We start from the raw sequence: 12,597 nt of genomic DNA on the forward strand, positions 1-12,597 counted from the left end.
CGGCAATGAAAAACCCCGCGAGGCAATCGCGGGGTTTGGTAATTTCAGAATGGCGAAAAGCCGCTCAGCTCTTGGCCTTTGCCGGCACAGACGCCACCGTCGCGGTGGTCTTGCCGCCGGGTGCGTAGCCCCCGCCGACCGCGATGTTCAGCGAGACGTAATCCTTGGCCATCTGCTGGACCGCCTGGGCAAGGCTTGCCTGGGCAAGCGAAACCTGGCGCTGCGCATCGAGAACGTCGAGCAGCGACGAGGCGCCGTCCTTGTAGGACGCGGTCGATAGTTCGAGCGTTTCCTGAGTGGTCTTCACCTGGGCCTGTAGGGCGGCGACCGTTTGGGCGTCGCGCCGGACAGCCGCGAGTGCGTTCTCGACCTGTTCGACCGCAGACAGCACCGTCGACTTCCAGTTGAGATAGGCGGTCGCGGCAGTGGACTGGGCCGACTTGACGTTGGCGCGCAGACGGCCGCCATCGAAGATCGGCAAGTTGAGGGTCGGACCGAAGGACCAGGGGGTCAGGTCGCCATGGATGCCGCGCTGGTTGATGTAGGACGGCGAGATCGAGCCGCTGAGCGAGATGCTCGGATAAAGCTGGGCCTCGGCAACACCGATATTGGCCGTTGCGGCGGCGAGATCGCGCTCGGCGACGCGAATGTCGGGACGGTTGCGGATCAGGTCCGCAGGGATGCCCGAGTTGATGCCGCCACGGAATACTGGCTGACCGCGGCCCTTCAGCAGCTCATTGACGAGGGCCGAGGCCGGTAGGCCGAGCAACGTGGCGATGTGATGGGCCGATATGCGGATGTTGGTTTCGAGGCCGGGAATTTCAGCGAGCGTCGACTGTACGAGGCCTTCGGCCTGAACGACATCGAGACGCGAGGCAGCGCCGGCTTCCAGCTGGAACTTGGTCAGTTCGTAGGTTTCCTGACGAGACTTCAGGTTGGCCCTCGAAAGCGCCAGACGCTGCTGATAATAGCGGACGTCGATATAGCTGGAGACGAGATCCTGCACGAGGGTCAGCTTAGCAACGTCAGCCGATGCGTAGGCGGAGTCGAGCGAAGCGAGCGCGCTTTCGGTGCTGCGCTTGTAGAGCCCGAAGAGATCGAGCAGCCAGCTCAGCTGGACGTCGCCGGCGCTGGTGTTGCGCGTGTCGAACTGCGTGCGCAGTTCGCCCCTCTGGCCGCTGACCGTGTGAGAGGCGCCGACGTTCAGGTTCGGCAGGGCGCCCGCTCCGGCGACAGTGACGTTTGCGGAGGCCGCATTGATACGTTCGATCGCCTGCTGGACCGTCAGATTCTGATCAAGGCCGGCCTGAACATAGCCATTCAGTTTGGGGTCGTTGAAGGCGGTCCACCAGGCTGCGGTAGCAACGTCGCCTATACTTTTTGTTCCGCCTTCTCCGAATTTAGCGGGCAGCGGCATTTCAGGAGGAGCATGATCCGGGCCAACAACGCAGCCCGACAGTAATAACAATAATGCCGGTGTGGCAAAACGAAGAGATACCATTCATTTCATCCTGTACTCGAGCAAGTCAATTCTTGTCCGAAGCTTCATGCTTCACTATCGCAGCCGCGCCTCGTCCAACCGCAAACACACACACCGAAGCAGTCGGGCGCAATGTAGCAATCGGAACAGCATTATCACAGTGCATTTATATCACACTCCTGCCGCATTTTTGTCGCGTGTGGCAAAGATGCGTCGAATGACGACGTAGAAGGACGGCACGAAGAAAATTCCGAGCATCGTTGCCGACAGCATGCCGCCGAGAACGCCGAGGCCGATAGCGTTCTGGGCCGCCGAGCCCGCGCCCGTAGCGATCGCCAGAGGCACGACGCCGAGAATGAAGGCAAGCGATGTCATGATGATCGGCCGCAGGCGCAGCCGCGCCGCCTCCAGTGTCGCCTCGAAAAGCCCCATGCCGCTTTCCGTGCGATCCTTGGCGAATTCGACGATCAGGATCGCGTTCTTCGCCGCCAGGCCGATCGTGGTGAGCAAGCCGACCTTGAAATACACATCGTTGGACTGGCCGAAGAGTGTTGCCGCCGCCAGAGCACCAAGGACGCCGACCGGCACTGCCATGATTACCGAGAAGGGGATCGACCAGCTCTCGTAAAGCGCTGCCAGGCAGAGGAAGACGACGAGAACCGAGATTGCATAGAGCATCGGCGCCTGTGAGCCGGAAAGGCGCTCCTGGTAGGAAATGCCCTGCCAGGCGACGGTGTAACCGCCGCCGAGTTGCTCGGTCAGCGCTTCCATTTCGTTCATGGCATCGCCGGATGACACGCCGGGCGCGGCGGCGCCATCGAGCGGAATGGCGCTGACGGCGTTGAAGCGGGCAAGCGAAGGTGCGCCCTTCACCCATTCGGTTTTGGTGAAGGCGGAGAAGGGCACCATCTCGCCGGCCGTGTTGCGGGCATACCAGTGATTAAGATCGTCCGGCTGCATGCGGAAGGGCGCGTCGCCCTGGACGTAGACCGGCTTGATCTCGCCGTTCAGGGTGAAGTCGTTGACGTCGCGGCCGGTGAAGATGATCGACAACATCGAATTGACCGAGGCGATGTCGACGCCCATGGCGCCGATCTTCTCCTGATCGAGCACGATGCGCATCTGCGGCTCGACTTCCTTGTTGCTGCTGCGCAGCGCCACGATTTTACCCGAGCTGTTGCCCATCTGGATCAGCCGCTTGGAAGCAGCCGTCAGCGCGTCGCTGCCGTGGCCGCCGGTATCGACGAGATACATGGAAAAGCCGCTCGACACGCCGAGGCCCTGAATCGCCGGCGGCAGGAGCGCGAAAACCTGTGCCTCGCGCATCGCAAAGAAGCTGCGCAGGGCCCGGTTGACGACCGACTGAGCGCTCAGATTTGGATCGGTGCGCAGCGAAAAATCCTTGAGCTTGGTGAAAACGATGGCGCTGTTCTGGCCGGAGCCGCTGAAGCCAAAGCCGAGTGCGCCGAAGACGGACTCGACGGCATCCTTCTCCTTCTCGCGATAATAGTGCTCCACCTTCTCGACGACGGCCTGCGTCTGCTGCGTGGTCGAGCCTGGCGGCGTGGTGACGATGGTCAGCAGCACGCCCTGATCTTCCTGCGGCAGGAAGGAACTCGGCAGCCGGGTGAAAAGATAGGCACAGCCGGCGCCGACGAGAAGGAAGACCAGCATGACGCGGATCGGCCGCTTCAAGAGATAGCCGATAGTCCAGACATAGCCGTTGGTCGAGCGCGTGAAGTTGCGATTGAACCAGTCGCCGACGCGGTGTTTCCCGTGTTCGCTGACCGGCTTCAGCATCGTGGCGCAGAGCGCCGGCGTCAGCACGATGGCGACGAGCGCCGACAGCAGCATGGCCGAGACGATGGTGATCGAAAACTGGCGATAGATGATGCCGGTCGAGCCGCCGAAGAAGGCCATCGGAATGAAGACGGCGGTCAGCACGAGCGCAATGCCGACGATGGCGCCGGTGATCTCGCCCATCGATTTCTCCGTCGCTTCGAGCGGCGAAAGCTTCTCTTCGGACATGATGCGCTCGACGTTTTCGACGACGACGATCGCATCGTCGACGAGAAGGCCGATCGCCAGAACCATGGCGAACATCGTCAAGGTATTGATCGAATAGCCGGTGGCCGCCAGCACCCCGAAGGTGCCGAGCAACACCACCGGAACGGCGATGGTCGGAATGAGCGTGGCGCGCAGATTCTGCAGGAAGACGAGCAGCACCACGAAAACGAGCACGATTGCCTCAATCAGTGTATGCACGACCTTCTCGATCGACAGCTCCACGAAGGGCGTCGTGTCATAGGGATAGGTGATCTTCACACCTTCCGGCAAGGTGCGGCCGATGACATCGAGCGCGGATCGAACGCGTGCGGCGGTATCGATGGCGTTGGCGCCGATTGCGAGGTTGACGGCGAAACCGCTCGAAGGCAGGCCGTTGTAGCGCGAACTGCCGCCGTAGCTTTCCTGACCGATCTCGATGCGCGAGACATCGCTCAGGCGCACCGTCGCGCCGTCCTTTTCGACCTTCAGGATGATGTGCTCGAAGTCGGCGACGGTGGTGAGCTGGCTTTGCGCGGTGATGGTGACATTGAGCTGCTGACCGGGGATCGTCGGCTGGGCGCCGAGCGAACCGACGGAGACCTGGGTGTTCTGCGCCTGGATCGCTGCTGTGACGTCGCTCGGCGTCAGCTGGTATTTCACCAGCTTGAAGGGATCGAGCCAGATGCGCATGGCGTATCCGGAACCGAAGACGTTGATGCTGCCCACGCCTTCCAGGCGCTGGATCTGGTCCTCGATGGAGGTCGACATGATGTTGCCGAGATCGACCGAATTGCGCTTGCCGTCAGTTGAAACGAGCGAGCCGACGAGGAGAATGCTCGAAGTCGAGCGCGTCACGCTGATGCCGGCATCGATAACGTCGCCCGGAAGCTGCGACTGGACCAGCTGCAGCTTGTTCTGCACCTGCACCTGGGCGATGTCGGGATCGATGCTGGTTCCGAAGGTGAGCTGGATGCTGGCCGATCCGGTCGACGAAGTCGAAGTCATATAGGTGAGGTCGTCCAGGCCGGTCATGCCGTCTTCGATGATCGTCGTTACCGATTTTTCGACGGTCTCGGCGCTGGCGCCGCGATAGGTGGCGTTGATGCGCACCGTCGTCGGGGCGATGTCGGGATATTGCGAAATCGACAGGGTGAAGATCGCCAGCAGGCCGGCGAGCATGATGGTGATCGCAATGACCCAGGCGAAAATCGGACGTCGGATGAAAAACTTGGCCATTGGTTGTTCCTGTGCGGCTGAGACGGTGACGATGCGGCCTCGCAGCGATTACTTCGCTGCGGGCTTCTCAGCGTCACCGGCCGCGGGCTGCTCGGCAGCCACGACCACGCCATTGTCGTTGATCTCCATCGGAACCGGCTTCACCGGCATGCCCGCCGTGACCGACTGCAGACCGGTGACGACCAGCTGATCGCCGTCCTTGATGCCTTCGGTTACCAGCCAGGAATTATTAGAGGGCGAGCTGTTCTCGAAGGCGCGGGTTTCGACCTTGCCGTCGGCGGAAACGAATTGCGCCGTCAACCGGCCGTTGGCGTCACGGCTCGTCGCCAGCTGCGGCAGCGCATAACCGGTTTCGGCGCCGAGCGCGACCGTGGCGCGGACATACATGCCGGGCAGGACGATGCGATCGGGATTGGGGAAGAGCACACGGATGATGAAGGTGCCTGTGGTCTCGCTGACCACCTGCTTCGACATGTCGAGCTTCCCCTGCTGATTATATTCCTTGCCGTCTTCAAGGATCAGGTGGAAGGCGACATTCTCCGCGCCCTTGATATCGCCGGCGGCCATCGCATCGCGCAGCCTCAGCAGGTTGGTGCTCGATTCCGTCAGCGAAATATAGATCGGATCGAGCTGCCGGATCGTCGTCAGCGCCGTCGTCTGGTTGGCCGAGACGACGTTGCCGATATTGTAGGCGGTCTGGTCGATGACGCCGTCGAAGGGCGCGACGATCTTCGTATGGTCGAGGTCGATCTGTGCCGCGGAAAGGGCAGCCTTTGCCGCCTCGACCTCGGCCTTCGCCTGGAGAAGCGTCGTTCTCGCCGTCTCGTATTCGATTTGGGTGGCGCCGCTGCCGACGAGGCGCTGGTAGCGTTCGAGATTGCTTTCAGCGCTCGGCACGCTCGCCTCGGCCTTGGAGATGGCCGCCTTAGCCTGCTCGACGGCGGCGATATAGGGCGCATCCTCGATCTGATAGAGAAGGTCGCCCTTCTTGATCTCGCCGCCTTCCTTGAAGGCGATCTCGCGGATGATGCCGCTCACCTGCGGCCGGATATCGGCCGTCTGGAAAGCTTCGGCGCGGCCAGGAAGAATTGTCGTGATCGGGAAATTCGCCTTCGTCAAGGCGATCACGCCGACGGGGATCGCCTGCTGCGCGGCCGCGCCGGCATTGCCCGCGGGCTTGCCGGCATTGTCGCTGCAGGCGCCAAGCAATGCGCCGGCCAGCAGGGCCGAGGAGATGAGGACGGCACGCCGAATCATTCTGAATTCCCTCATGCGGTGGCAATCGCCGTTCGATCCACGGGCCCGGCCGGGCCGAGCGCAGGCTTATGTAAGCGTCAGGATGAGCTTGGCCTCAAATGCCATAATCCCGAGTCTAACAAAAGCTTTACGAAGTGACGTAAGTCAGCAACCGTCACTTAGCAAGCGCTATTTTGCAGTGCGGCATCGACGAAGCCGACGATTTCCTCGGCACGATGCACCAGCGTCTCCTTGTCGTCGCGGACGATGAGGACAGGGTGCAGCACGCAGGCAAGCACATCGGCGACGGTCTGCGCCGCACGCTCGGGATCGCGGCAATGATAACGTCCTTCCACCATGCCTTTGCGGATGATCTCGCCGATTTTCTCCTCGATACGGGCGCGATAGCGATTGCCGGCTTCGAGTTTGGCTTCGATGGTCGAAAGCACCATTTCGAAGATGTAAGGGCTCTTCTGGATATCCTGCAGATGGCCCTCCAGCAGGCGCAGGACGAAGCGAAGCAGTTGCTCTTTCGCGGGCATGGTCTGGTCGAGAGGGACAAAACGCTCGGCGGCATTGTCGAGATGTCGCCCGGCGATGGCATCGACCAGTGCCACCTTGGAACGGAAATGCTTGAAGACATTGGCGGGCGACATGTGCAGCGCGCCTGATATATCGGCGATCGACACCGCGGCGAAGCCACGTTCGCGAAACAGCATCTCCGCCATGGAGAGGATGTCCTGTCGCGTTTCCTCGGCCTTGCGTCTCGGCCTTCTTACCATCCGTCCCCCGCCGGGCCGCGCCCGGTATCCCTTTTTGCCGATGCTAGCGCTATTCAGCGAAAACTGCCAAGCCGATGCAAGGCCCGGCGGCTCTCGTGTCGCCTTTTCAAGGGAAATAGCGGGCGAGATTGTTTCGGACACGGGCAAGCGGCGTCTCGCCGCTATTGTCGGGAACAAAACGCTCGCCGGTTATCGCCTCGTAGGCCCTGATATAGACGGCCGAGGTCTGCTCGATCAGTTCGGTTGGGATTTCAGGGATTTCATCCTTGTAGGGGTCGCAACGCTCCGCCACCCAGGCGCGGACGAAATCCTTGTCGAAACTTTCCGGCCGCTTTCCGGCGGCAAAGCTTGCCGGGTAGCTGTCGGCAAGCCAGTAGCGGCTGCTGTCCGGCGTGTGGATCTCATCGGCGAGGATGATGTTGCCGTCGCCATCGGTGCCGAATTCATATTTGGTATCGACGAGGATCAGGCCTCGCTTCGCGGCCATTTCCTGGCCGCGGGCAAAGAGCGCAAGCGCATATTTCGACAAGGTTTCCCACTGGTGGCTGGTCAGAAGTCCTCGCGTGACGATTTCGGCAGGCGTCAGCGGTTCGTCATGGCCTCCGTCGAATTCCTTGCTGGTCGGCGTAATGACCGGTTCCGGCAGGATCTGATTGTCGCGCATACCGTCCGGCAGACGCATGCCGTACATCTCCCGCTCACCCTTCTTATAGAGGGTCAGGATCGAGGTGCCGGTGGTGCCGGCGAGATAACCGCGCACGACGATTTCAACCGGCAGGATGTCGAGCCGCTTGCCGATGACCACGTTCGGATCGGGATAGTCGAGCACATGGTTCGGGCAAATGTCCTTCGTCGCCTCGAACCAGTAACGTGCGGTCTGCGTCAGCACCTGGCCCTTATAGGGAATACAGGTAAGAATACGGTCGAAAGCGCTGAGGCGATCAGTGCTGACGATGATGCGGCGTCCGTCGGGAAGGTCGTAATTCTCGCGCACCTTGCCGCGATAGTAGTTCGGCAGTTCCGGGAAATGGGCTTCGGAGAGGATTCGCACGGCGTTCGACTGTCCTTGTCTTTGGCTGAAGGCTTCCTGCTCTAGTTTCATTACCGGCGAAGTTCAAGCCGAGCCGACTATGGCATCACAGCCAGAACAGAACCAGAAGAAACAGAGCGAGGCCGTAAGTTGCGACGGCAAGCGGCCAGCCGGCCCGCGGGAAGTCGCTGAAGCGGTAGCCGCCGACGCCCATCGCCAGCGTGTTGTTGTGATGGCCGAAGGGCGTCAGAAAATCGAGCGAGGCTCCGACGGCGACCGCGATCAGATAGGCGTCGGGTGCGTGCCGCCCGATCTTCGCAAATTCGAGTGCGATCGGGGCGAGCACGATTGCGACGGTCGCGTTGTTGACGAAGGGCGTCAGCGCCATCGCGAGGAAGAGGATGAGGGCGATGCCGGAAAGCGGATGGTTAACCGGCACGATGAGGCTCAGCCAGCCGGCAATGGCTTCGGCCGCCCCGGTGCTGGCCACTGCCTGGCCGATCGGAATCATCGCCGCGAGCATGATGATGATCGGCCAGTTGAGGTCGGCCATCCCCTGCCGGATGTTGAGATGATTGAGCAAAGCGAGGACGAGGACGACACCCGCAAAAGCGACCTCGGGATGCAGGCCCGCCGCCGACGCCGCGACGCCGCAGGCAAATAATGCGAAAGGCCGCCAGGAGAGGATGGCCGGTTCGGCTAACGCTGTCGGAGCAAGCGGCAGGCACTCGCTTTCCTCCAGCGCTTCGGCGATTGCCGAGCGCGGCCCTTCCAGCGTCAAAATATCGCCGATCGACAGTTGCAGATCGAGAAAGCGGCCTTCGATGCGCGGTGTGCGCATGGAAAGAGCAGTGACTGCGATGCCGCGATGGTGGAAGACTTCGAGCGAGCTGATGCGCGAACCCACCAGCGTGCTTTCGGGCATGACGACGGTTTCGACCCGGGTAAAATCCGGCGGCGGACCGTCCAGATGGGCATCAGCCACCAGGGATTGTGTGGCGGCAAGGCCGGCAAAGATGTCATCGGCGCCTTCGGCAAGCAGCACGTCGCCCGCGCAGACCATCGACTGGTCGAGCGGGCCAAACACAAAATTGCCGTTACGGATCAGCGCGTGCGGTTTGATGCCGAAGCGGGTCAGACACACGGAAAGCCGTGTGCCGATCAGCGGCGAAGCATCCGGAATGCGACGTTCGACGACGATGCGCCGCGAGCCCTGGGCGAGCGTTGCCGGCACTGCGTCAGGTTCCGGAAACAAGTATCGGACCCGAACGGCGATGAGCAGGATGCCGGCGATTGCGACTGGCAGCCCGACATAGCTGAAATCGAAGAAATGAAAGCGCGCACCGGACGTCTTGGCAAGCGCGTCGCTGACGAGCAGGTTGGCCGGCGTGCCGATCAGCGAGACGAGGCCGCCGAGCAGGGCGGCAAACGAGATGGGCATGACGAGCTGACGGCGGGGGATTGAGAGTGCCACGCCGAGCCGCAGCGCCACCGGCAAGGTGATTGCAAAGGCGCCGATATTGTTCATGAAGATGGAAAGAACGCCGGCAAGCGAGGAAGCGCCTGATATGATCTTGAAGTTCGAGGGTCTTGCGGCCGCGACACGCGCAGCGAGGTTGTTGAAGAGTTTGGCGCGCGCCAGCACCTGAACGATCAGCAGGATTTCGATGACGGTGATAACGACGGGGCTGGCGAAGCCCGCGAAGATCTGGTCGGCCGGATAAAGTCCGAGCGCATATCCGGCGAGCAGGCCGGCAATCGCAGTCACCTCGATGCGTATGCGCTCGAGCGAGAAGAGAATGAGCATCGCCAGCAGAAGGATCAGCAGGGATGCTTGCTCGAACGACATGGGCGGATCCGGTGTTTCATCGATGGGGGTATGTCGCTGTACCGGAACCGCTGCAGATTTCCGGGTGACTGCCTTGGGCGGACTGTAGTCGTTCCTCATCTGCTGTACAGAGGCGCCAGCCGGCAAAAATTGAACAATCTCATGTCTTCGATCGGGCCGAAACCTGCCAGCGACCCCCGGCATTCCGCTCCAGCAGGGGCGTTGCGAAGACACCGCGGATGCGCGCGACCCACTGCGGCCTGGCGGCTGCGAGGCTATCGCGCCACCGCTCCGATTGCAGCATGGCCGCGCCGATAACGACAGGTTCGATGCCGCAGGCCGTCAGCAGGTCAAGGCCCGAGACGATCGAGGCGCCGCTGGAAATGACGTCGTCAATCAGGGCGACGCGCCGTCCGGTCAGCAGCGGCAGCATGCGCGGATCGATATAGAGGCGCTTGTCCTGTGTCGGGGTGGTGATCGAAGACAGAGGAACGGAGAGTTCGTCGCGGTACCAGAACTTGCGCGAGGTGCCGAGAGGGACGTAGCGGCCGTGGCCGAGCTTCTGCGCAACGGCGGCGGCAAGCGTCAAGCCGAGCGTCGGCAGGCCGGCGACGACATCGACGCCCATGGGTCTGATCTTTTCGGCGAGACCGTCGGCCAACGCGTCGAGGACGGCGAAGCTCGCCTGGTTGACGATCAGCGAAGCGAGGGCGTGATCGCCATCTGCCAACACGCGTATCGGCAGGCGAAGCTGGCGGCCGTCTTCCAGCGTGGCGACATAGAAGGTGGTGAATTCCCGATCGTCGGGAAAGGTGCCGGGCGGATGGATCTCCTGCCAGAATTCATGCGGCTCGATCTCCGGCACATCGGTCAACGTCTCGCCCTTTCCATGCCGGCTCGTCGACGCAACCCCTGCAACTCTGCCTCTGTCAACGCACGCACGGCGCCCTTTGGAAGTTCCCCGAGTTCGAGCCCGCCGATGGCGACCCGCACAAGGCGCAAGCATTCGGTGCCGAGCGCCTCCAGCATACGGCGGATCTGGCGATTGCGGCCTTCATCGAGCTCGACCTCGATCCAAGAGTTCCTGTCGCCCTGGCGCAGGCGTCGTGTGGCGGTTGCCGTCAGCAACTCGCCGTCATGGCGGATGCCGGATGTCATAGCGGCAATTTCCTCGTCGTCCATGAGGCGGTCGATCTGGACATGATAGGTTTTCGTCACATGGGTGATCGGATCGAGCAGGGTCTGGGCGAACTCGGTGTCATTGGTGAAAAGCAGCAGGCCTTCGCTTGCCTTGTCGAGCCGGCCGACCGGAGAGAGGTGCGGGATGTCGAAATTCTTGAGGCAATCATAGACCGTCGGCCTGCCCTCGGGGTCATGGCGGGTCGTGACGAGCCCGCGTGGCTTGTTGAGCATCAGATAGATTTTCGCCTCTGCAGCGATGACAAGTCCGTCGACACTGATCCTCGCCGTCGAAAGATCGACCCATGCAGAGGCATCGCTGACGATACGGTCGTCGACGGCCACGCGGCTTTCGGCAATCAGCCGTTCGGCCTGGGTACGGGAGCAATAGCCGAGTTTGGAAAGGGCGCGCGGAAGGGTGACCCGCTTGCCTGCCGTGTCGGCGGCAGGCTTCAGCCGCTCGCGCGTCTTATGTGATGGGCGCCGATCCCTCATCTGCCATCCCTGTCCAGCCTCGATGCCGCTTCTTGGCACGAACCGCACAACGATGCCAGCATGACAACTAAAACCAGGGAATGATGGGGTTGCAAAAACGACGTCAGCGCCTCGGATAAAGCGCCGTCTGGGCGAAAAACCTGTCGCTCGCGCCGCCTTAGCGGCAGGCCATGAAGCCGGCGAGCTCCTTGCGGCTGACGACGATGCCGGCAGCGGCTTTCGCCGGGTCGGGATGAGTATAGGACAGGCTTGGCATTTCCGGCAGCTCGAGCGCCTGACGCATATTCATGATGCCGACCGCGTAACGGCCGTTGACGCCGTCGACGCTGACTTCAATGATGCAATTGGCCCTCTTGTTTTCCATTGTCGTCCTCCCTTTCGTTTTTATGTTCCACCCCTTGCATTAAAAATTGGTTTTTCTGAGACATAAGCATTTACGCACCCTGCCAAAGATTGATCGGCGGAGTGCGTAAAAAAGTCGGCTCCTGGGCGGATTGAGGGTTTAGTGCCACCAATGGCGAGGCTGCGGCTGTGAATTGCCGGACAGCAGGTAGCCAAAGAGGAAGCCGACCGCCCCGGCAAGCACCAGTGCGGTGGTCGTTGCGGCCGCATGCTCGCGGGCGGCGCCCGCAGCGGCTGCTCCTTCGGCCCGGATTTGGGCGACGGCGTTTTTGGCGCGGGGCAGGGCTTCATCGTAGGCCTTGCCGGCGCGGCCGCGGACTTCGTAATAGGCCTCGGCGCCTTGGGCGGAAATCATCTTCTGCAGACGAGAGACTTCCTGCTGGAGCGCAGCGATGTCCTTGCTGACAGATGCTCTGATGTCATCGGTGTTGGCAGCCATGTCGGTCTCCTTCCTTCAATGGGAAAGACAACACCTCAAACGGTGATAGGTTCCGAAATTGCAGCTGCTGATTTGTGACGGAAATTTAAAGCTCGCCGGCCGGCGTCAATTTAATCCTCGATTAACTATAAATTGGCTCAAAGCTCTGTTTTCACGCGATCTTTCGCCGGTGACGGGTGGCAATTCGAGGATTTTTTGACCAGCCGATAAAGAAAACTTCGGAAATTTGTCGCGAAAACGCCGCCTGTGGATAAGGAACCTGGAGAAAATAGCAGTCAAATCAGCCTGTTACAAAAATGTCAAAAAACTTTTGGAATGGCAGTTGACTTAGAAAAGGGGAAGGTTCTATAAGCCCACTCACTGAACGAGGGCGGCGGCGCTGCTGGCGACGAAGTCTTTCGTTCTAAAGAAACTCAAGCGGATTGGCGATTGCTGGTTTGTGTT

Annotated in this window: 10 protein-coding genes; all 10 read right to left on the reverse strand. The window is 61.2% G+C overall.

The features are described from left to right. Positions 1 to 64: 64 nt before the first annotated feature. Positions 65 to 1,501 carry an efflux transporter outer membrane subunit gene (locus tag HJC00_RS07985; protein WP_210629982.1) on the reverse strand — a complete coding sequence of 479 codons (1,437 nt, stop codon included), beginning with the start codon at positions 1,499 to 1,501 and terminating at the stop codon, positions 65 to 67. A 150-nt stretch (positions 1,502 to 1,651) separates the two neighbouring features. Further along, complete coding sequence (locus HJC00_RS07990) at positions 1,652 to 4,762, reverse strand: efflux RND transporter permease subunit (RefSeq protein WP_210629983.1); 3,111 nt, start codon at positions 4,760 to 4,762, stop codon at positions 1,652 to 1,654. Positions 4,763 to 4,810: 48 nt separating this feature from the next. After that, the gene (locus HJC00_RS07995) at positions 4,811 to 6,019 is read right to left on the reverse strand and encodes an efflux RND transporter periplasmic adaptor subunit (RefSeq protein ID WP_221146497.1); all 1,209 of its coding nucleotides are present in this window, start codon (positions 6,017 to 6,019) and stop codon (positions 4,811 to 4,813) included. Positions 6,020 to 6,177: 158 nt separating this feature from the next. Continuing rightward, positions 6,178 to 6,780, reverse strand: a complete 603-nt coding sequence (locus HJC00_RS08000; protein ID WP_210629985.1) for a TetR family transcriptional regulator — start codon at positions 6,778 to 6,780, stop codon at positions 6,178 to 6,180. A 106-nt stretch (positions 6,781 to 6,886) separates the two neighbouring features. Then, entirely contained in the window at positions 6,887 to 7,831 is a 945-nt protein-coding gene (locus tag HJC00_RS08005) for a phosphoribosylaminoimidazolesuccinocarboxamide synthase (protein WP_221123021.1), read from the reverse strand. Between the two features lie 85 nt (positions 7,832 to 7,916). Then, positions 7,917 to 9,659, reverse strand: a complete 1,743-nt coding sequence (locus HJC00_RS08010) for an SLC13 family permease (protein ID WP_221163827.1) — start codon at positions 9,657 to 9,659, stop codon at positions 7,917 to 7,919. Between the two features lie 139 nt (positions 9,660 to 9,798). Next, on the reverse strand, positions 9,799 to 10,512 hold the full coding sequence (locus HJC00_RS08015) for a phosphoribosyltransferase (protein WP_221163828.1): 714 nt from the start codon (positions 10,510 to 10,512) through the stop codon (positions 9,799 to 9,801). Further along, on the reverse strand, positions 10,509 to 11,312 hold the full coding sequence (locus HJC00_RS08020; protein ID WP_210629988.1) for a pseudouridine synthase: 804 nt from the start codon (positions 11,310 to 11,312) through the stop codon (positions 10,509 to 10,511). Before HJC00_RS08020 ends, HJC00_RS08015 begins: the two co-directional genes overlap by 4 nt. 157 nt (positions 11,313 to 11,469) lie before the next feature. Then, positions 11,470 to 11,676: a hypothetical protein gene (locus tag HJC00_RS08025; protein WP_064804680.1), complete on the reverse strand. Its 207-nt coding sequence runs from the start codon at positions 11,674 to 11,676 to the stop codon at positions 11,470 to 11,472. A gap of 138 nt (positions 11,677 to 11,814) precedes the next feature. After that, positions 11,815 to 12,153 carry a hypothetical protein gene (locus tag HJC00_RS08030; protein ID WP_085779272.1) on the reverse strand — a complete coding sequence of 113 codons (339 nt, stop codon included), beginning with the start codon at positions 12,151 to 12,153 and terminating at the stop codon, positions 11,815 to 11,817. Positions 12,154 to 12,597: the final 444 nt, after the last annotated feature.

Origin of the sequence: Rhizobium sp. NLR22b (assembly GCF_019685295.1) — a bacterium.
Lineage (GTDB): Bacteria > Pseudomonadota > Alphaproteobacteria > Rhizobiales > Rhizobiaceae > Rhizobium.

Coding starts and splice junctions, on each gene's coding strand:
- HJC00_RS07985 (WP_210629982.1), bottom strand. CDS start 1,501: ATGGTATCTCTTCGTTTTGCCACACCGGCATTATTGTTATTACTGTCG.
- HJC00_RS07990 (WP_210629983.1), bottom strand. CDS start 4,762: ATGGCCAAGTTTTTCATCCGACGTCCGATTTTCGCCTGGGTCATTGCG.
- HJC00_RS07995 (WP_221146497.1), bottom strand. CDS start 6,019: ATGATTCGGCGTGCCGTCCTCATCTCCTCGGCCCTGCTGGCCGGCGCA.
- HJC00_RS08000 (WP_210629985.1), bottom strand. CDS start 6,780: ATGGTAAGAAGGCCGAGACGCAAGGCCGAGGAAACGCGACAGGACATC.
- HJC00_RS08010 (WP_221163827.1), bottom strand. CDS start 9,659: ATGTCGTTCGAGCAAGCATCCCTGCTGATCCTTCTGCTGGCGATGCTC.
- HJC00_RS08020 (WP_210629988.1), bottom strand. CDS start 11,312: ATGAGGGATCGGCGCCCATCACATAAGACGCGCGAGCGGCTGAAGCCT.
- HJC00_RS08025 (WP_064804680.1), bottom strand. CDS start 11,676: ATGGAAAACAAGAGGGCCAATTGCATCATTGAAGTCAGCGTCGACGGC.
- HJC00_RS08030 (WP_085779272.1), bottom strand. CDS start 12,153: ATGGCTGCCAACACCGATGACATCAGAGCATCTGTCAGCAAGGACATC.